The sequence below is a fragment of the Vulcanococcus limneticus LL genome, assembly GCF_943369875.1.
Classification (GTDB): Bacteria; Cyanobacteriota; Cyanobacteriia; order PCC-6307; family Cyanobiaceae; genus Vulcanococcus; species Vulcanococcus limneticus_A.
This window is the reverse complement of sequence record NZ_CALROT020000003.1, coordinates 263,617-282,062: the sequence shown is the minus strand read 5'-3', so window position 1 is coordinate 282,062 and position 18,446 is coordinate 263,617. Positions and strand designations below refer to the sequence as shown.

Annotated in this window: 19 protein-coding genes and 2 tRNA genes; 9 read left to right on the top strand and 12 right to left on the bottom strand. The window is 68.7% G+C overall.

Annotated elements, in window-relative coordinates; genetic code table 11:
* Nucleotides 1-260: sugar phosphate nucleotidyltransferase (locus ACLV7J_RS05830; protein ID WP_411868166.1), on the bottom strand; the 260-nt coding region annotated here is incomplete at its 3' end.
* Between the two features lie 526 nt (nucleotides 261-786).
* On the bottom strand, nucleotides 787-3,903 hold the full coding sequence (polA, locus tag ACLV7J_RS05825; protein ID WP_411868165.1) for a DNA polymerase I: 3,117 nt from the start codon (nucleotides 3,901-3,903) through the stop codon (nucleotides 787-789).
* Between the two features lie 114 nt (nucleotides 3,904-4,017).
* On the opposite strand from polA, the gene ACLV7J_RS05820 reads away from it, so the two are divergent.
* Nucleotides 4,018-4,260, top strand: a complete 243-nt coding sequence (locus tag ACLV7J_RS05820) for a hypothetical protein (protein WP_411868164.1) — start codon at nucleotides 4,018-4,020, stop codon at nucleotides 4,258-4,260.
* Between the two features lie 139 nt (nucleotides 4,261-4,399).
* The gene (locus tag ACLV7J_RS05815) at nucleotides 4,400-5,617 is read left to right on the top strand and encodes a cation:proton antiporter (protein ID WP_411868163.1); all 1,218 of its coding nucleotides are present in this window, start codon (nucleotides 4,400-4,402) and stop codon (nucleotides 5,615-5,617) included.
* A gap of 34 nt (nucleotides 5,618-5,651) precedes the next feature.
* Here the strand turns inward: ACLV7J_RS05815 and gltX are convergent, their stop codons facing one another.
* The 6 genes from gltX to ACLV7J_RS05785 all read right to left on the bottom strand — a co-directional run bounded on the left by gltX (nucleotide 5,652) and on the right by ACLV7J_RS05785 (nucleotide 9,564).
* Nucleotides 5,652-7,085 (bottom strand): glutamate--tRNA ligase, encoded by a 1,434-nt coding sequence (gene gltX / locus ACLV7J_RS05810; protein WP_411868182.1) that lies wholly within the window; start codon nucleotides 7,083-7,085, stop codon nucleotides 5,652-5,654.
* A 26-nt stretch (nucleotides 7,086-7,111) separates the two neighbouring features.
* A tRNA-Asp gene (locus tag ACLV7J_RS05805) sits at nucleotides 7,112-7,185 on the bottom strand.
* A gap of 1,092 nt (nucleotides 7,186-8,277) precedes the next feature.
* Complete coding sequence (locus tag ACLV7J_RS05800) at nucleotides 8,278-8,466, bottom strand: hyperconserved protein Hcp (RefSeq protein ID WP_006043540.1); 189 nt, start codon at nucleotides 8,464-8,466, stop codon at nucleotides 8,278-8,280.
* A gap of 36 nt (nucleotides 8,467-8,502) precedes the next feature.
* Nucleotides 8,503-8,575: transfer RNA gene (locus ACLV7J_RS05795), tRNA-Trp, on the bottom strand.
* Between the two features lie 105 nt (nucleotides 8,576-8,680).
* The gene (gene rplS, locus ACLV7J_RS05790) at nucleotides 8,681-9,160 is read right to left on the bottom strand and encodes a 50S ribosomal protein L19 (protein ID WP_411868162.1); all 480 of its coding nucleotides are present in this window, start codon (nucleotides 9,158-9,160) and stop codon (nucleotides 8,681-8,683) included.
* 71 nt (nucleotides 9,161-9,231) lie between these two features.
* Entirely contained in the window at nucleotides 9,232-9,564 is a 333-nt protein-coding gene (locus ACLV7J_RS05785) for a peptidase (protein ID WP_411868161.1), read from the bottom strand.
* A gap of 141 nt (nucleotides 9,565-9,705) precedes the next feature.
* Between ACLV7J_RS05785 and map the strand changes: the two genes are divergently transcribed.
* A complete protein-coding gene (gene map, locus ACLV7J_RS05780; RefSeq protein ID WP_411868160.1) occupies nucleotides 9,706-10,599 on the top strand; it encodes a type I methionyl aminopeptidase in 894 nt (297 codons plus the stop codon).
* 37 nt (nucleotides 10,600-10,636) lie between these two features.
* Here map and ACLV7J_RS05775 read toward each other — a convergent pair whose 3' ends face one another.
* The gene (locus ACLV7J_RS05775; RefSeq protein WP_411868159.1) at nucleotides 10,637-11,413 is read right to left on the bottom strand and encodes an NAD-dependent epimerase/dehydratase family protein; all 777 of its coding nucleotides are present in this window, start codon (nucleotides 11,411-11,413) and stop codon (nucleotides 10,637-10,639) included.
* Between the two features lie 68 nt (nucleotides 11,414-11,481).
* On the opposite strand from ACLV7J_RS05775, the gene ebsA reads away from it, so the two are divergent.
* The 3 genes from ebsA to ACLV7J_RS05760 all read left to right on the top strand — a co-directional run bounded on the left by ebsA (nucleotide 11,482) and on the right by ACLV7J_RS05760 (nucleotide 13,678).
* Nucleotides 11,482-11,922 (top strand): type IV pilus biogenesis protein EbsA, encoded by a 441-nt coding sequence (gene ebsA, locus ACLV7J_RS05770; protein WP_411868158.1) that lies wholly within the window; start codon nucleotides 11,482-11,484, stop codon nucleotides 11,920-11,922.
* A 24-nt stretch (nucleotides 11,923-11,946) separates the two neighbouring features.
* Nucleotides 11,947-13,071: a phosphotransacetylase family protein gene (locus ACLV7J_RS05765; protein ID WP_411868157.1), complete on the top strand. Its 1,125-nt coding sequence runs from the start codon at nucleotides 11,947-11,949 to the stop codon at nucleotides 13,069-13,071.
* Nucleotides 13,072-13,165: 94 nt separating this feature from the next.
* Entirely contained in the window at nucleotides 13,166-13,678 is a 513-nt protein-coding gene (locus ACLV7J_RS05760; protein ID WP_411868156.1) for a DNA recombination-mediator protein A, read from the top strand.
* On the opposite strand, the gene ACLV7J_RS05755 is transcribed toward ACLV7J_RS05760, so the two are convergent.
* A complete protein-coding gene (locus ACLV7J_RS05755; RefSeq protein ID WP_411868155.1) occupies nucleotides 13,656-14,141 on the bottom strand; it encodes an NfeD family protein in 486 nt (161 codons plus the stop codon). The two genes, ACLV7J_RS05760 and ACLV7J_RS05755, sit on opposite strands and share 23 nt — an antisense overlap.
* Nucleotides 14,142-14,264: 123 nt before the next feature.
* Here ACLV7J_RS05755 and ACLV7J_RS05750 point away from each other — a divergent pair, with 123 nt between their 5' ends.
* A complete protein-coding gene (locus ACLV7J_RS05750; protein ID WP_411868154.1) occupies nucleotides 14,265-15,143 on the top strand; it encodes an SPFH domain-containing protein in 879 nt (292 codons plus the stop codon).
* A gap of 32 nt (nucleotides 15,144-15,175) precedes the next feature.
* On the opposite strand, the gene ACLV7J_RS05745 is transcribed toward ACLV7J_RS05750, so the two are convergent.
* The gene (locus ACLV7J_RS05745; protein WP_411868181.1) at nucleotides 15,176-15,658 is read right to left on the bottom strand and encodes an MAPEG family protein; all 483 of its coding nucleotides are present in this window, start codon (nucleotides 15,656-15,658) and stop codon (nucleotides 15,176-15,178) included.
* Between the two features lie 94 nt (nucleotides 15,659-15,752).
* On the opposite strand from ACLV7J_RS05745, the gene ACLV7J_RS05740 reads away from it, so the two are divergent.
* Nucleotides 15,753-16,244 carry a YajQ family cyclic di-GMP-binding protein gene (locus ACLV7J_RS05740; protein WP_411868153.1) on the top strand — a complete coding sequence of 164 codons (492 nt, stop codon included), beginning with the start codon at nucleotides 15,753-15,755 and terminating at the stop codon, nucleotides 16,242-16,244.
* A 265-nt stretch (nucleotides 16,245-16,509) separates the two neighbouring features.
* Nucleotides 16,510-17,457, top strand: coding sequence for a calcium-binding protein (locus ACLV7J_RS05735; RefSeq protein WP_411868152.1), 948 nt, complete (start codon nucleotides 16,510-16,512; stop codon nucleotides 17,455-17,457).
* Between the two features lie 815 nt (nucleotides 17,458-18,272).
* Here ACLV7J_RS05735 and ACLV7J_RS05730 read toward each other — a convergent pair.
* Complete coding sequence (locus tag ACLV7J_RS05730) at nucleotides 18,273-18,425, bottom strand: hypothetical protein (RefSeq protein WP_411868151.1); 153 nt, start codon at nucleotides 18,423-18,425, stop codon at nucleotides 18,273-18,275.
* Between the last annotated feature and the right edge of the window lie 21 nt (nucleotides 18,426-18,446).

Genomic DNA, 18,446 nt, shown 5'->3' with positions numbered 1-18,446 from the left:
GGCTGGATCGCGTAGGCGATCGCCATGCCCCAGGCGCTGCCATCGCCAAGAAGCCGCTGAAACGCCGGCTGATCCTGGGGCGTGCTGATGATCAGCACCTCCCGGATTCCCGCCAGCATCAGGGTGCTGAGCGGGTAGTAGATCATCGGCTTGTCGTACACCGGCAGCAGCTGCTTGCTCACCGCCTGGGTGATCGGATGCAACCGGCTGCCGCTGCCTCCGGCCAGGATGATGCCCCTGCGCGATCGAGCAGATGTCATCGAGCCGCTGCTTGCTTGTTATCTGTATTCAATCACCACGGCCAGCCTCCTGCAGTTGCGGTTGGTATCCGCAGTGGTTATGCAGAAAGCGCATAGTCCTCCTGCCCTGGCCGGTGAGCGGGGCCCTGTAATCGGGTCTGGCCAGCTTGGCGCAGCACTGCGCCGCCGGTTTGTGCGTGTGGGCAATCAGTCCCGCTGATTGTGATCGTTGCCCTGGTGAGACACGCGCTGTCTGCGACTATCAGGTGGCGCCTTGCTGAGCTCATTGGGCCTGGCTGCTCCCCCCGACGGGGGCAGGGTGGCCCTGTCCGCCGTTCTTTCCAGAGCAGTGACGTGCCTTGTTCGCCCCGGCCTGCCACGCTTTGGCATGTTGGGCAGCGATAGACGAGGAACTGAACCCCGATCAGCGTTGGCGGGACTGATGGTTGGATGCCCTCGGAGGTGGTCTGAGGAGTTGGATCCTGGAGCGCTATGGGGCCTACCTGTGGGGTATGTCCTGTTGCGAGCTGTAGGGCTGGGTGTCGCCCTATTTCGCCTCCATCCAGTTCGGACCCACGCCCGTCTCCACCAGTAGCGGCACTGTGAGCGCCACGGCCTGCTCCATGGTGTCGCGCGTGAGGACCAGCACGGCCTCGAGGGCTTCCGGGGCCGCCTCCAGCACCAGTTCGTCGTGCACCTGCAGCAGCAGCCGCGCCGGCAGGGCGGTCTCCGCCAGGCGGCGGTGCAGCTGCACCATCGCCAGCTTGATGATGTCGGCGCTGGAGCCCTGGATCGGCGCGTTGGCGGCCGCCCGCAGCTGCTGGGCCTCCATGCCGCCGCGGCGGGCCACCTCCAGGTCGATCTCCAGCGGGTCCTTGCCCCGCAGGCGCCCCAGGCCCGAGGGATCGAAGCCGAAGGGCCGGCGCCGGCCCAGGATCGTCTCCACATAGCCGCGGCTCAGGGCCAGCCGCTCCTGCAGCTCCAGGAAGGCGAACACCTTCGGGTAGCGCTGCTTGTACTTGCTCAGGAACTCCTTGGCCTGGGCCTGGCTCACCCCCGTTTCCCGCGCGAAGCGCTGGGCGCCCATGCCGTAGATCACGCCGAAGTTGATTGTCTTGCCCAGGCGCCGTTCGTCGCTGCTCACCGCCTCGCCGTCGGCCTTGTCGAGCAGCAGCCGGGCCGTGAGGGCGTGCACGTCGTCGCCGGCGCGGTAGGCCTCCACCAGCACCTCCTCGCCGCTCAGGTGGGCCAGGATGCGCAGCTCGATCTGGGAGTAGTCGGCGCTGATCAGGCTCCAGCCCTCCTGGGGCAGGAAGGCCTTGCGGATCCGTCGGCTGAACTCCGTGCGGATCGGGATGTTCTGCAGGTTGGGGTTGCTGCTGCTCAGTCGCCCGGTGGCCGTCACCGCCTGGTTGAAATCGGTGTGCACCCGCCCGGTTTCCGGCTCCACCAGCGCCGGCAGTGCATCCACGTAGGTGCTCTTGAGCTTGCTGAGGGTGCGGTGCTCCAGCACCAGCGGCACCACGGGGTGGGCCTCCTCCAGCTTCTCCAGCACGGCCGCATCGGTGCTCCAGCCGGTCTTGGTCTTGCGCGATTTCTTGCGGTCGAGCCCCAGCGTGTCGAACAGCAGCTCGCCCAGCTGCTTGGGGGAGGCGAGATTGAAGTCCACCCCCGCCGCCGCCCGGGCATCGATCTCCAGCTGCTGCAGGGTGGTCGCCAGTTCGGTGGAGAGCTCCGCCAGGTAGCCCGTGTCGATGCGGATGCCGGTGGCCTCCATCAGCGCCAGCACCGGCTCCAGCGGCAGCTCCACCTGCTCAAGCAGCGCCGGCAGAGCCGGGCCGAGCTCCGCCAGTTGATCCCGCAGCAGGCCCGTGAGTCGCCAGGTCACGTGCACGTCCATGCCGCAGTACAGCGCGGCCTCCTCGATCGGCACGGCGGCAAAGGTGGCACCCTTCGGCACCAGGGCGCTGTAACTGGTGGGCGTGAAGCCGAAGTTGCGCTCCGCCAGCACGTCCAGGCCGTGCTTGGCGTTGGCGTCGCGCAGGTAGTCGGCCAGCAGCGTGTCCATCACCACGCCCTCCAGGGCCAGGCCGTGGCGCAGCAGTACCAGCCGGTCGTACTTGGCGTTCTGCAGCGTCTTCGGGTGGCCCGCACTGGCCAGCCATGGGGCCAGGGCGCTGAGCACCGCATCCAGGGGCAACTGGGGCGGGGCCGGCGGGGCTTCGGTGAGCAGATCCGGCGCCAGCGGCGGCAGGTGGCCGATCGGGATGTAGGCGCAGTCTGCCGGGCCCGCGCCCCAGGCCAGACCGATGCCCACCAGCTCGGCCTGGAAGGGGTTGAGGGCGGTGGTCTCGGTGTCGAGCGCGATCGGCGCGGCGGGATCGGTGGCCGCCAGCAGCCGCGCCACCAGGGCCTCCAGCTCGGCCGCGGTGGTGATCAGCTGGGGCTCGAGGGTTGGTGGGGTGGAGTCGGCGGGGACGGCATTGGTGGCGCCGCTGGCTGTGCCGCCGTTGCTGACGGTGCCTCCGGTCTTGGGGCCTGCATCCGTCGGTGCGGCCTCAGCCTCGCCCCGACTGTCGCTGGATGACTCGCCATGGCGAGCCATTTCGGACACCGCCGCACCCCCATCCCTGCCCGCCCCCGCCCCCGACGGCGGCTGGGCCGTGAACACCTGGGCGAACCGCTCCACCTGGCGGGCCAGGCTGTGCAGTTCCAGCTCCTCCAGGCTGCCGGCCAGGGCGTCCACCTTCACTTCCCCCAGGGCCAGCCGCGGCTCGCTCGGCAGGGGGATGTCCACCAGGATCTCGGCCAGCATGCGCGAGCGGTAGGCGTTCTCGCGGTCATCGCGCAGCTTCTGCAGCAGGGCGCCCTTAAGCACGCCCTTCGGGTCCTTGGCCTTGGGGCCGGCCTGCTCCAGGGCCTCCAGCGCCGCGTAGATCCCGTCCACATGCTCGTAGGCGGCCAGCAGGTTGATCGCCGTCTTCGGCCCCACGCCCTTCACGCCGGGGATGTTGTCCGAGCTGTCGCCGGTGAGGGCCTTGAGGTCCACCACCTCCTCGGGGGTCACCCCCAGCTTGGCGATCACGCCCTCGCGCCGGATCTCCAGCGGACCGCTGCTCTTGGCGTAGGGCCCGCCGCCCATGTAGAGCACGGCGATGTCGCGCCCGTCGTCCACGAGCTGGAACAGGTCGCGGTCGCCCGAGAGGATCCGCACCCGCCAGCCGCCATCGGCCGCCCGGTTGGCCAGGGTGCCCAGCACGTCGTCGGCCTCGTAGCCCGGCGCCATGCACAGGGGGAGGTCGAGCGCCTCCACCAGGATCTGCTGCAGGTTGGCCAGGTCCTGGAAGAAGTGCTCGGGTGCCTCGTCGCGGTGGGCCTTGTAGGCCTCGTCCGCCTCGTGGCGGAAGGTGGGCTCGGCCGTGTCGAAGGCGATCACCACCCCCTGGGGCGCCAGGCCTTTGCAGTTGTCCAGCAGGGCCTTGAGGAAGCCGTAGGTCACGCTGGTGGGCACGCCCGCCTGCGTGCTCAGCCCGCCATCGCCGCCCTTGGCGAAGGCATAGAAGCTGCGAAAGGCCAGGGAGTGGCCGTCCACCAGCAGCAGCAGGGGCTTGTCGCTGCCGCCTGTGCCCGAGCCGCCGGCGACGCTGGAACCCTCTGCTGCCATGGCGATGCGGCTGGCCTGCGCCTGAATCGGCCCAGCCTGGCAGACGGGCGCTGGCGGCCCATCTGGGGCATCCTGTGGGGGCGACTCCCCCCGACGCTTCGCCGCCTGCCGCCGATGGCCCGCACCCCCAGCCGCTTCGCCATTCACCTCTTCCTGGCCGGAGGCCATCACCAGGTGGTGCACTTCGCCACCCTGGAGGCCTTCCAGCAGTGGTACGGCGGCGTGCTCAACGCCGGCCCCGCCGACACCTTCGTGAACGTGCCGATCACCGAACTCCAGGGTGAATACCTGGTGATCCGCCCCAGCAGCGTGGTGGGCATCCGCGTGGAACCCCAGTACGGGGCCCTGGAGGATTGAGCGATCCCCGCGGCTGCGGCCCCCGCTGCCGTCGCCATGAAGCGAGCCCAGAGTTGATCTCGGAGTTGAGCCCGGAGTTGAGCCCGGAGGTGCGCCCTGCAGCGCGTTCGTTGGATGGACCCGTGCCTCAGGCGCTCCCATGAACAGGCTGGAACTGCTCTGGGGTGAGGCCTTCTTCGCCGGCTCCCTGGCCCAGCTGGTGGCGCGGCTCACTGGACTGCCGGCGGTGGTGCTGCTGCTCGGTGTGGGTCTGGTGATCGGCCGTGCCGGCTTCCACTGGGTGCAGCCCGAGGCCCTGGGCCATGGCCTCGAGCCCCTGGTGGGGCTGCTGGTGAGCCTGGTGCTGTTCGATGGCGGCCTCAACCTGCGCCTGGCCGGCCGCGACCTGCAGCGCACCGTGATCCAGGTGGTGCTGGTGCGGGCGGTGTTCGGCCTGCTCGGCGCCGCGGCCCTGGCCCATGCCCTCGCCGGCCTCGACTGGCCCCTGGCCTGGGTGTTCGCCGCCGTGGCCCTGGCCACCGGCCCCACGGTGGTGACGCCGATGGTGCAGCAGATGCGGCTGATCCCGGTGCTCGGCCAGATCCTGGAGGCCGAAGGCCTGATCCTGGAGCCGGTGGGGGCGGTGCTGGCCCTGCTGCTCCTCCAGCTGGCCCTCGGCGACCTGACCAGCCTGGGCGCGGTGGCCTCGCTGCTGCTGTTGCGCCTCGGCGGTGGGGCCGCCATCGGCGCGGCGGGCGGCTGGCTGCTGTCGGAGCTGCTGCGGCGGCTGCAGGCGCTGCAGGCCGATCCCGGCGCCCCCGTGCGCATCAGTGAGGACAGCCTGCCCCTGCAGCTCAGCCTCGGGGCCCTGTTCCTGCTGGTGAGCGGCAGCGAGGGACTGCTGCCCGGCGCCGGCCTGCCCGCCGCCGTGGCGGCCGGGGTGGTGGTGGGCCTGCGCCTCGACAAGGAGGCCACCCAGCTCGATGAACTGATCCGCCAGCTGGCCCAGCTGGCGATCACGGTGCTGTTTCCGCTGCTGGCGGCCGACCTCTCCTGGGCTGAGCTCAGCCCCCTCGGCCTCGGCGGTGTGGCCTGCGTGCTGGTACTGATGCTCTACCGCTGGCTGGTGATCCAGCTGGGGGCCATTGGGCTGCCGTCCCTGGGCTGGCGCGAGAAGCTGATCCTCGGCTGGATCGCGCCGCGGGGCATCGTGAGCGCCGCCGTGGCCAGCCTGTTCGCGCTGCAGCTCGAGGCGGCCGGCGTGCCTGGCGCCTCCGCCCTCAAGGGCCTGGTGTTCCTGATGATCCTGCTCACCGTGGGGCTGCAGGGCTTCACGGCTCCGGCGTTGGCGCGGCGGCTGGGGCTGGTGGAGGTTTAAGCAGCCTGCCTGGCTTCGCCTCAGAGGCTGCGCCTCAGAGGCTGTGCTGGATCCGGGCGGCGGCCTCGCCGCTGGGCTGCAGCAGCAGCCAGGTGCTGAGCAGGTCTGGGCCCTGCAGGCTGCCGAGCAGGGCGGCCCGCAGGCTCTTCATCAGCACGCCCTTCTTCACGCCGGCGGCGGCCACGGCTTCCCCCAGCAACGCCTGGGCCTGCTCACTGCTCAGGGCCCCTACGGGCAGGCGCTCCAGCAGGGCCTGCAGGGCGGGGCGGGCGCCGTCGCTGGCCAGCTGCTGCACGGCCGCGTCGTTGAGCTCCGGCCGCTCGAAGAACGGTCGGGCCTGCTCCACCCCATCGGCGAGCAGCACCAGCGAGGGGCCGAGCAGCTCCGCGAGCTGCTCCTGCCAGGCGGGATCGGCGCTCCAGCCCTCGGCCTGCCAGAGCGGCATGAGGGCATCGCGCAGCTCGGCCGGGCTGCGTCCGTGCAGCACCTGACTGTTGAGCCAGTTGAGCTTGTCCCAGTCGAAGCGAGCCCCGGCCCGGTTCACGCGCTCGAAATCAAACACGCTGGCGGCTTCCGCCAGCGTGAAGCGCTCGCCCATGCCCTCCGGCGGCGACCAGCCCAGCAGGGTCATGTAGTTGGCTAGGGCCTCGGCCGTGTAGCCCATGCGCTGGAAGTCGCTCACCGAGGTGACGCCATCGCGCTTGGACAGCTTCTTGCCTTCCTGATTGAGGATCAGCGGGGTGTGGGCGAACACCGGAGCGGTGGCCCCGAGGGCCTCGTAGAGCAGCAGCTGCTTGGCGGTGTTGGCGATGTGGTCTTCGCCGCGGATCACATGGCTGATGGCCATGGCGGCGTCGTCCACCACCACCACCAGGTTGTAGAGGGGATCGCCGATCTGGTCGGCCGGGGCCCGGCGGGCGATCACCATGTCGCCGCCCAGATCGCTGCCCGCCCAGCGCATCTCACCGCGCACCAGGTCGCTCCAGGTGATCGTGGCGTCATCGTCGATGCGGAAGCGCACCGTGGCTTCGCGGCCCTCGGCGATGTAGGCCTGCTCCTGCTCGGGGCTGAGGTCGCGGTGGCGGTTGTCGTAACGGGGGGCGCGGTTCTCGGTCGCCTGCCGCTCGCGCATCTCCGTGAGTTCGGCCTCGCTGGCGTAGCAGCGGTAGGCGCGGCCCGCGTCGAGCAGTTGCTGGATGGCGGCGCGGTGGGCTGCGATCCGCTCGCTCTGGATCACCGGCTCGCCGTCCCAGTGCAGCCCCAGCCACGCCAGGCCTTCCAGGATGTTGGCGGTGTATTCGGGCTTGCTGCGTTCCTTGTCGGTGTCCTCAATGCGCAGCAGGAACTGGCCGCCGTGACGCCGGGCGAACAGCCAGTTGAACACCGCCGTGCGGGCGGTGCCGATGTGCAGGGTGCCGGTGGGACTGGGGGCGAGACGAACGCGTACCGCCGAACCAGTTGCTGCCACCTGGCTGATCCTCAAGGAGTGGAGAGCGGGACTGACGGGGCTCGAACCCGCAACTTCCGCCGTGACAGGGCGGTGCTCTAACCGATTGAACTACAGTCCCAAGTGCTCTGAGAGCACGCCCAGACAGGCTTTTGGGCCATGTCTGCGCCGCGTCAGCGACCCCAGAAGTATCCGTTGTCGTGGGGCCCTTCGTCAACACGCCTGGCGGTCGCTCAGGGTTCGTTGTCAGCGCCTGGTTGGCAGGGGCTGGGAGCTGGGGAAAAGCTTGGACCGCGTGACCGCTTTGGTCGAACGAAACGGAGGGAGCGGACAGGGCGGACGAGTCGGCCAGGCGTTCGGGGCGGCGTGATGCGGGCAGGCGGGCTTGGGCTTGGACTCGGGGCAGGGCTGAGCTGGGCCTGGGCTGAGCTGGGTCCGGGGTAAGGCACGCGGCGGAGGTGCGCTCCGGATCCCCCTGCGCTGGATCGGGAGACTCGGCTGGGGTGTCCGTGCGATGCCTCCTGTAACCCATCCGTAGGGATGGACCTTTGGCTGAGGCCGGTGTGGAGCCACTCCCCGCCGTGTCCAGAAATGGTGAGCCATGGCTCGCCATTTCTGGACACCCACCCGACACCCACCCGACACCCACCCGACACCCACCCGACGTCAGCCGGACGTCAGCCGGAACCCACCGCGCACCGACTCGACATTCGCCTCGCATCCGTGGGCAACCAGCGGGTCCTCGGCCAGGACAGTGGCTGGACGCAGGCCTGGACATCGGCGCGGTCCCGTCCCGAACCGCTGACGGAAGCCTCGGCTCGCGCACTTCGGCTCCAGCTTTCTGGCTCGCCCAGGTGTCGATGCCGCCCCGCACCGTTGCTGTCCCACCCCGTTGCTGTCGTCGCTCGCCTCGGTGTCGCCGCTCCTCCTGAGTCGTCGCAGCCATCATTTTTCGGCGCAGCCACCCAGGTGTCATCGTGGCCAGCCAGGGAACGTCGCGGCCGCGCCGGTGTGACCGCGGCCCCGCCCCCAAGGGCCAAGGTCATAAAAAAGCCCGCACAGAGGCGGGCGTTCAGCGAAATTTTGGTGCGGAGTCTCTGAGGATCAATTCAGAGTCAGGGGGGCTTTTGGCCAGGGCGTCATTGGCTGCTTGCTGTTCAGAGCCACTTCGGTCGAGCCGAGAGGGGTGGTCTGAAGGGCTTCGCTGAGGGCTTCAGGGACGGAAGCCGGCGGGCTCGATCAGGCGGACCTGATTGCCGCGGGCGGTGAATTCCCGGCCCTGGTCGCTCTGGACCACCACGCGACCGCCGGATTTCACGCGGATCACCCGGGCACGAACCCAGCCCAAAGCGGCGGATTCGAGAACCTTGACCACATCACCGGGCTGTAGATCCAACTCCATGTCCGGAACCGAGAGACTGCAGTGGGGAGACATCAACGCGCCGTGGAGGACTTGAACCCCCGACATCAGGTTTTGGAGACCTGCGTTCTACCAACTGAACTAACGGCGCAGGGCGATGTCTCCCCGTCGATGCATGGGATTGCATCGTCTGGCTGGTTGGTAGACCAGCCAGGTTTGAGGGTGCGGAAGAACCGGGTGGAACCCGGAACCGACCTCAGCGATCGAAGCGCTGCTTGACGCGGGTGGCTTTGCCCACTCGGTCGCGCAGGTAGAAGAGCTTCGCTCGGCGCACTTTACCGCGCCGCTCGACCTTCACGGAAGCCACCTGGGGGCTGTGCAACATGAACACCCGCTCCACGCCGATGCCCTGGAAGATGCGGCGCACGGTGATGGTCTCGTTGAGACCGCCGTGGCGCTTGGCGATCACCACGCCCTCGTAGGGCTGGATGCGCTCCTTGTTGCCCTCGCTGATCCGCACGCCCACCTTCACGGTGTCGCCCACGTAGATCTCAGGCAGGTCGCTCTTGAGCTGCTCGGCCTCGAAGGCGCGCAGCAGGTCGTGGGCGCTCAGCTTGCCGGTGGTGGCTTTGCTGGCGGGGGTGGCCGTCGCCGTGTCAGCAGCCGTTGCAGTGTCAACAGCCGTCGCCGTGGCGCTGGTGGCTTCGGCAGCCGTGTCCTTGATGTCGTCAGTCATGTCCTTCGAGTCAGCTGCCAATCCGGCTGGAAAAAGCGCCCGGCCAAACAGCGAGTGTACCGGCTCGGGGTTCAGCTCCCAGGCTCCCCGGCCGGCGGTCCAGGCCGCCGCTGCCACCGTTGCTGCAGTTTATGGACCAGCAGCAGGCTGCCGCTGCCCAGCATCCACAGCAGTCCCAGGCCGTTGAGCAGCACGTAGACCGGCTCGGCGGCCTGCCCCAGCCACTCGCCCTCGTGCACCACCATCAGCCAGTGCACCTGGTCACGGCCGAGGCCGCCCCAGTCTTTGAGCAGCCGGTAGGCCATGCCGCTCAGCACCGTGATCAGCAGCGGGGCCAGCACCACCGGGGCGATGGCCCCGTGGACGCGGCGCGCCTGGGCAAAGAACTGGGACGAAGGCGCCATGGGGCCGTGTCGGGGGGACGGTGGCGGGGCAGCGGTGGCGGGACGGGTGGCAGGCCAGGCGGTGCCAGGCCGGAGGTGATCCGGGAACCGTCAGCTCCCGGGCCGAAGTTCTAACTTGAAGTCCGGCCCTGGACTGACCCGATGAACCTCTTTGCCGATCTGCTGGCCAGCTCCAACCGGGCGGCTGGGGCCAATGGCAGCGCCGGCAAGGGGATCACGGCCCCGGTGGCCACCGCCGTCGCCACCGGCCCCCGCATCCAGAAGAGCCGCCGCGGCGTGGAGATCAAGAGCGCCCGCGAGATCGAGACGATGCGCCAGGCCAGCCGCATCGTGGCCACGGTGCTGCGCGAGATCCTGGAGATCGCCGCCCCCGGCATGACCACCGGCGACCTCGACCGCCACGCCGAGAAGCGCATCCGCGAGATGGGCGCCGTGCCCAGCTTCAAGGGCTACCACGGCTTCCCGGCCAGCATCTGCGCCTCGATCAACAACGAGGTGGTGCACGGCATCCCCAGCAGCAAGCGGGTGATCAAGGCCGGGGACCTGGTGAAGATCGACACCGGCGCCTACTTCGACGGCTACCACGGCGACAGCTGCGTGAGCCTCTGTGTGGGTGAGGGCGCCACGGAGGAGGCCCAGCGCCTCACCCGCGTAGCCCAGGAATCCCTGATGAAGGGTCTGGCCCAGATCAAGGCCGGCAACACCCTGCTCGACATCGCCGGCGCCGTGCAGGACCACGTGGAGGCCCACGGCTTTGCGGTGGTGGAGGACTACACGGGCCACGGCGTTGGCCGCAACCTGCACGAGGAGCCCTCGGTGTTCAACTACCGCACACGCGACCTTCCCAACATGAAGCTGCGGGCCGGCATGACCCTGGCGGTGGAGCCGATCCTCAACGCCGGCAGCAAGGCCTGCCGCACCCTCAAGGACCGCTGGACGGTAGTGACCGTGGACGGCGGCCTCTCGGCTCAGTGGGAGCACACCATTGCCGTGACCAGCGACGGCTGCGAGATCCTCACGGATCGCAACTTCTGAGATCGCGACTTCTGAGATTGCGACGTCTGAGGCGGGCTCACACCCCGTCGACAGACGGCCGCGTCAGCAGCCGGAAGTAGAGCCAGCGGCCCAGGGTCGCCAGCGGCATCAGCACGTAGGTGAGCGGGTTGGGGGTGACGATCACCAGCCCCAGGTTCCAGCCGGCCTGGCGCACGATCTCGCGGGCCACAAAGTCGGGCCCCATCACGCCGATCGGGTTGAGGGCGGAGCGGAAGGGCCCCAGCACCAGGCGCCGGATCCGCAGCCCCGGGCCGGCCAGATCCAGGGCCCGCAGGCTCACCAGCTGGCCCAGCAGCCGCTTGCTGAGCTCGTAGAGGGGGCTCAGGGCCGGCTGGATCTCCGCCTCCGAGGTGTTGACCCACACCTCCCGGGGCCGGCCGCCGCTCGGGCTGGCCTGCGGGCCGGGCTCCAGGCCGGCGAACAGCTCCAGCAGCCGCCAGCTGCTCAGGGCATTCACCTCCAGGGAGAGGGCCGTGGCGTCGGCGCTGCGGGCGCTGTGCACGTTCACGCCGTGGTTGAGCACCAGCACGTCCACACCGGCCAGCACGCCCGCCAGCTCCGCCTCCGCCCCGCACTGCCAGGACACCAGCTCCAGCGGGATCGGGACGCCGGCGTCATCGCACTCCAGCAGGGGAGTGTCGGCACCCGCCGCGGCACTGGTGAGGGCCACGATGGTGGCCCCCTGGCGGTGCAGCACCCGGATCAGGGCCCGGCCCAGGCTGCCGTTGGCGCCGGTGATGGCGATGCGTCGCCCCTGCCAGGGACCGGCCGGCGAACCTGGGAGCGGAGCCACGGATCTGCTGCGGGGGGGTGGTCTTGTGGCCAGCATGCGCCATCCTTGGTCCATGCGTGCTGGGCTGAATGGCAGCGGGCCTCGGTGAACAGCTGGGTCAGGACCAGCCCCAGGATCTGAATCAGGAGCTGGGCGGCCTGGCGGCCCTGGTGGCCCTGTATGCCCCCTACTGCGACGGCGTCAACCGGGCGGCGCGGCTGGAGCAGGCCCTTGAGCTGATGGCCCGCGGCAGGACCAGTGGCCGCCGGGCCCTGCGACCCGGCGGCGGCCACGACTTCGACTTCAGCTGGTCGGCGGCGGGCTCGCCCCAGGAGCTCAGCAGCTGCATCCTGCGCTTCCCGGCCCTGCCGGAGGTGAGCTACACCTTCAGCCTGCCCACCTACCTGCTGGTGCTCTGGCTGATGGATCTGCTGGAGGCCCCGCAGGGTCCCGGCACCCCGCCAGACCTGCCCGAGAGCTTCTGGCGCTGGCTGCTGGTGGGCGCCTTGCCGCCTGCGGCGGCCACCTAGATTCCCTCGACCCGCACCTCCGGCATGGGCCAGGCCAGCCCCTCCGCTCCCGGCGCCGCCCTCCTGGTGGGCTCCTGCGAGCCCTTCAGCGGCAAGTCGGCCCTGGTGCTGGGCCTGGCCCGGCAACTGCTGCAGCGGGGCCTGCCCGTGCGCTTCGGCAAGCCCCTGGCCACCAGCCTTGATGCGGAGGCACCCGCCGCCGGGCCAGATGGCCCCGAGCTGATCGACGACGACGTGCGCTTCGTGGGCCAGATCCTTGGCCTCGCCGACGACCAGCTGCTGCCCTCCGCCCACCTGCTGGAGCCCGCCGCCGCCCAGGCACGGCTGCTGGCCGGTGACCTCGATGCCGGTGCCGGCCTCGACCGCTTCAAGGCCCGCCTGGCCGCCGCCGGCGAGGGCCTCACCCTGCTGGAGGCCGCCGGCAGCCTCTGCGAGGGGCTGCTCTACGGCCTCAGCCTGCCCCAGCTGGCCCGCGACCTGCAGGCCCCCGTGGTGCTGGTGCACCCCTGGAACGACGCCAGCAGCGCCGATGCCCTGCTCCAGGCCCATGGGCTGCTGGGCAGCCTGCTGGCCGGCGTGGTGCTCAATGCCGTGACCCCCGAGGCCGTGCCCCAGCTGCGGGCCGAGGTGGCGCCGGCCCTGGAGCGCCTGGGCATCCCCGTGCTGGGGGTGATGCCCCGCAGCCCGCTGCTGCGCAGCGTGACCGTGGAGGAGCTGGCCCGCCGCCTCGATGCCCGCGTGCTCTGCTGCCGCGAGCGGCTCGACCTGCTGGTGGAGACCCTCTCGATCGGCGCCATGAACGTGAACTCCGCCATGGAGTTCTTCCGCCGCCGCCGCAACATGGCCGTGGTGACCGGCGCCGATCGCACCGACATCCAGCTGGCGGCCCTGGAGGCCTCCACCCAGTGCCTGATCCTCACCGGCGCCGGTGAGCCCCTGTCCCAGCTGATCTCCCGGGCCGAGGAGCTGGAGGTGCCCCTGCTCAAGGTGGAGCACGACACCCTCACCACCGTGGAGGTGATCGAGCGCACCTTCGGCCATGTGCGGCTGCATGAGTCGGTGAAGGCCAGCTACGCCTTCCGCCTGGTGGAGGAACACTGCGATTTCGAGCGCCTCTACCGCCAGCTGCGCCTGCCGGTGGCGGCCTGAGCCGGATGGCGGATCCGGGGTGCCATCAGGGGCGCCGGCAGAGCGATTTCCCTTGCGGCACTGCTAGTTTCGAGCCAACGGTTTTCGGCGTGCAGTGACCCGGTCCCTCGATCTACCGGCACTGGACCGGATTGACACCCTCGCCCAGGAGCTGGCCATGCTCCAGGACCGCAGCAAGCGGCGCATCGCCATCCTCGGCAGCCGCCACGTGCCGGTGGTGTCGGTGCATCTGGTGGAGCTGGTGGCCCGCTCCCTGGCCCAGGAGGGCCACAGCCTGATCACCTCCGGCGCCCAGGGGGTCAACTCCGCCGTGATCCGCAGCGTGCTGGAGGTGGAGCCCTCACGGCTCACGGTGCTGCTGCCCCAGAGCCTGGACCGCCAGCCGCGCGAATCCCGCGACCAGCTGGAGCAGGTGCTGCACCTGGTGGAGAAGCCAGAGCACGACGAGCTGCCGCTGCCGATGGCCAGCAGCCTCTGCAACCAGGAGATCATCAGCCGCTGCGATCAGCTGATCTGCTACGCCTTCCACGACAGCGAGACGCTGCTGGCCAGCTGCCGCAGCGCCGAGGACATGGGCAAGGTGGTCAGCCTGATGTTCTTCGACTGAGCGGGGGGCCATCCAGGGAGGCCTGGGGCAGCACCTGCAGGCGCGTGCCCTCGCGGCCCAGCACCCTGACCAGGCTGCCGGCCGGCAAGGCCCGCTCGGGATCCAGGTTCTGGGCGGCCCAGCTCTGGCCCTGCCAGCGCACCCGGCCCAGGCTGCCGTCGCCCGGGCGCGGGCCGCTGGCCTCGGCGCCGAACCCCTCGATCACCTCCGCCAGCTCCGCCTGGGCGCTCTCCAGCTCGCGGCCGGCGCCGCGCCGCTGGGACCAGCGCCAGATCACGGCGGTGCCCGCCACCGTGAGGCCCACGAACAGGGCCCACTGCAGGCCGGGTGCCAGGGCCAGGCCCGCCAGGCTGGCGAGGATCAGGGCGGCCACCGCCCCCATCAGGAAGCCGCCGAAGCCCGGGGCCGCCAGTTCGATCAGCAGCAGCACGCCGGCGAGGGCCAGCCAGAGCAGGGAGGACATGGCCTGATTCTGGTCCGTCCTGGCGGATCTTCCTAGCCTGAAGGCACCTCCGGGCCGCTATGCCGGCTCAACCCCCGGCGCTCTGGGCGCCCCTGACCCCGGCCCCACCTGTCTCCGATCGCGATGGAAACCCTGTTCTCCCTGCCGGCCCTGGCCCTGCTGGCCTTCCTGGGCTTCGGCAGCGTGCGCGTCACCAGCGGCGGCCAGTCGCGCCTGGTGGAGCGGCTCGGCAAGTACGACCGCCAGCTCAAGCCCGGCCTCTCCTTCGTGCTGCCGGTGGTGGAGAAGGTGGTGAGCCACGAATCGCTCAAGGAGCGGGTGCTCGACATCCCGCCCCAGCAGTGCATCACCCGCGACAACGTGTCGATCGAGGTGGATGCGGTGGTCTATTGGCAGCTGCTGGAGCACGCCCGCGCCTACTACGCCGTCGACAACCTGCAGGCGGCGATGGTGAACCTGGTGCTCACCCAGATCCGCGCCGAGATGGGGAAGCTCGACCTCGACCAGACCTTCACCACCCGCAGCGAGGTGAATGAGGCCCTGCTGCGGGACTTGGACCAGGCCACGGACCCCTGGGGTGTGAAGGTCACCCGGGTGGAGATGCGCGACATCGTGCCCTCCCAGGGGGTGCAGCAGGCGATGGAGCAGCAGATGACCGCCGAGCGCGAGAAGCGCGCCGCGATTCTGCGCTCGGAGGGGGAGCGCGAGTCCCAGGTGAATGCGGCCCGCGGTCGGGCCGAATCACTGCTGCTCGATGCCGAGGCCAAGGCCAAGCAGCAGGCCCTGATGGCCAAGGCCCGGGCCGAGGCGGCCGCCGAGCTGGCCAAGGTGATCGAAGCCCATCCGGCGGCGGCCGAGAGCCTGCGGCTGCTGCTCGCCAAGGACTGGATGGCCATGGGCGAGGAGCTGGCCAAGGCCCCGGGCGGCAGCGTGCTGCTGGTGGATCCCCAGAGCCCCGCCTCGCTGCTCACGGCCCTGCGCAATCTGCAGGAGAAGGGCTGAGGCTCCGCGCTGCGGTGTTCAGCCCGGGCCCCTCAGCCCGCCGCCAGCACCGCCTTGAGCCCCTCCAGATAGAGGAGGCCAGTGCAGGTCAGACCCAGGGCCCAGCACAGGGCCCGCAGCGGCGGCACGTTGGCCACGTAGGCCGGGATGTAGAGCAGGCGCAGCAGCGGGTGCAGCCAGGCCGCGGCGATCGCCAGCGGTGCATCCACGCCGGCCAGCAGGCAGAGCAGGACAGCCGGAGCGTGCAGTGTGAACGCCTCGAAGCTGTTCTGGTGCGCCCAGCTGGCCCGCTTGCCCCAGTCCGGCAGCCGCTCGAACATGGCTCGGGGCGCCGCCAGGTCGGCCACCTCGAAGTTGGCCTGGGAGCGGGCGGCGCCGAGGGGCACCACGCTGGCGATCACCGTGGCGCTGGCCAGCAGCAGTGACCAGGCGAACGGCGCCCCGGCTGCGCTCACCAGGTGGCGCGGCAGGGCGAGGGCGAGGACAGGCAGGGCGGAGGCGCCGCTCAGGGACATCATGGGCATCGTGACCAGGCCTGCGAGGGGAAGCTGGGCCTTGGAACTACCCTTTTCTAGGCTGTGGAGGAGCTGCTCCCCTGTCTCTCACCCCATGGCCGATTCCTACTCCTTCGACGTCGTTTCAGATTTCGACCGCCAGGAGCTCGTGAACGCGGTGGATCAGGTGCGCCGCGACGTGGCCACCCGCTACGACCTCAAGGACTCCAAGACCGAGATCGACCTGGAGGACACCAGCCTCACGATCACCACCGCCAGCGACCTGACCCTGCAGGCCGTGGAGGATGTGCTGCGCCAGAAGGCCACCAAGCGCAACCTCTCGCTCAAGATCTTCGACTTCCAGACCCCCGAACCCGTGGGCGGCAACCGGGTGCAGCAGGTGGTGAAGCTGCGCAAGGGCCTGAGCAAGGAGCTGGCCAAGGACCTCAGCAAGACCGTGCGCGACAACCTCAAGAAGGTGACGGTGGCGATCCAGGGCGAGAGCCTGCGCATCACCGGCAAGAGCAAGGACGACCTGCAGCAGGCCATCCAGCTGCTCAAGGCCCAGGACGTGGAGGTGCCGCTGCAGTTTGAGAACTATCGCTGAGCCTCTGGTTCCCGTAAAAAATCTTGCTCGGTTTGGTTTCTCGCTGATGACAGGTTGGGTAGTTGGTGCCCTTAGCCAGGGTCCAGTGTGAGCTCAACAACCTGCTGAGACGGACTGGTGAGACGGAAAACCTAGTAGCCTTCCAGTGGCTGAGCCGTCGGTGCGCAACGCTCAGAATCTCTGCAAATTGTCGCAATGCTTTTGAAGAGATTGCTTGACGGATGTGGGAGACATGCCTCATTGTCAGGGAAGGCGCGTTTTTGCGATGAGCTTCGGTATTGACGACGAGAGCGGCCGTCTCGGCATTTTCTCTGACAGCAGCGACGACAGCAGCGACGACAGCAGCGACGACAGCAGCGATGATGACTACGTTCTGATCAATGGGGTTCTTGTCAAGGTTCGTGGTGACGGAAGTGTTGATGACGATTCGGCGGATGGCACAAATGACGATGACGACATTCAAGGCAGTATTTTCTCTGAGACCCTGAGGGGGCTCTTTGGGGATGATGTGATCCGCGGGAGATTGGGAGGTGACGATTTATTCGGGAACGAGGGGGATGATGACATTAATGGCGGCGGCGGTGCAGACGACCTTGATGGGGGATCGGGAGACGACGACCTTTACGGAGGCCTCGGTGATGACAATATCTATGGCCGAGAAGGTAGCGATGACATGTTTGGCGATGACGGCGACGACAGTCTCCTCGGTGGCGCCGGTGGGGATAATGCCCATGGGGGCCTAGGCGACGATCGTGTCATCGGGGGCCTCGGCAGCGACAATCTCTATGGAGACGAAAGCGACGATGTTTTGATCGGCGGCGCTGGCAGGGATTACCTGCATGGTGGTGTTGGCAGCGATGAGCTTCGTGGCGGATTCGGCAGTAACACCTTCGTTGGGAGTCGCGACGGTTCTGCTGACATTCTGATCCTCAAAAGTGATCAGTTTCTGGTCAACCCTGGGACGGGTACAAGCGGTAACAACGCTGATGGTCAGCGGACCGACATCATTACAGACCTTGACCAAAGCGATAGGGTGCAGATTGAGGGAGTGACAACAGCGAGCCTCACCTTCCAGCAAACGACAGTGACGATCCAGGGAGTGTCGTACAGCGGTATCGGTATTTTCTCCGGCGGTGTGCTTGAGGCTGTCTACACCGGTGATGACTTGGGCATCCAGGGTATTTCAGCCATTACATCGGGAATCCTGGGGTGACTCATGGATTGATCCAGGAGTTGGAACTTCACTCCGGATTCACTGCCGCTGGGCCTGTTGGTGGGGATTGCTCGAGGAGCGTCGTCATTTGAGGCTGCCGTTGTCCTGCAGGTTTTTGGTCCTGCTCGCAATCTCAGGCCTGTCCTGGCTTGCGCGACGGTGAACCCAGGCCTGCGGGGCAGCCATCGGCCCTGCGCGTCAGCGTTCGTGTTGTCCTTGCTATAGGCCTATCCCCATCGGTGGATCTGGATGTAGGCGAGGTCTGTCTGAGGCCATCTCTCTTGGCCTAGTCGTTGGTTCTGGATGTGAAGCGCCTGGTGCGGATGTGCTCGAGTCCCGGGGTTCCTTAGAACTTGGCGAATCTTTTGGAGATGCGGGTGAGTCTGTTTTGTTCATCACCCTGCGGCACTCGATTCTCTGGGCGTTGAGCAAGGCGACGGCCCGACTCAAGACCCCAATCGCCATTGGCATCTGCTCGTCCATTAGCGCCTCAAAGGCTCAGCAAGCGCACCCTGGGGTATGAAGGTCAGCCATGTGGTGTCGGAGACGGCGACGTGGAGCTGGTCAGCAGGTCTCTCCTGCTTGGACCAATGCAGCGGAGGCAGGGTCTCCAGATTCCGCAGCCCCCCCTGGCCGCGGTGGCATCGCGCGTAGCACCAGGCCAGGGCCGCGGCCTGTGAGTGACCCGATTTGACCCGTGTGAACAGTTTCTGCAGGTCCGCTGTCCGGCTAACACGGGGCGAATCGGTCAGGTCACAGGCCTCTTCAGATCCCTAGCGGCGCAGTGGTCTCGACAGAGCTCCTTGGTTTGAGAACTAGCGCTGAGGCCTGACGACGTTCGCGTTGGTGCTGAGCTCTCGGCTGCCGCCGTTGGCGTTCGCCTCCTGGGTGGCGCCGACCACGCCGGCCACCAGCAGCACGGAGAGCAGCACGAGCCGGCAGAGCCGCTCCAGCAGGGTGTTGGCCATGGGATGTCACAAGGGGCCGGG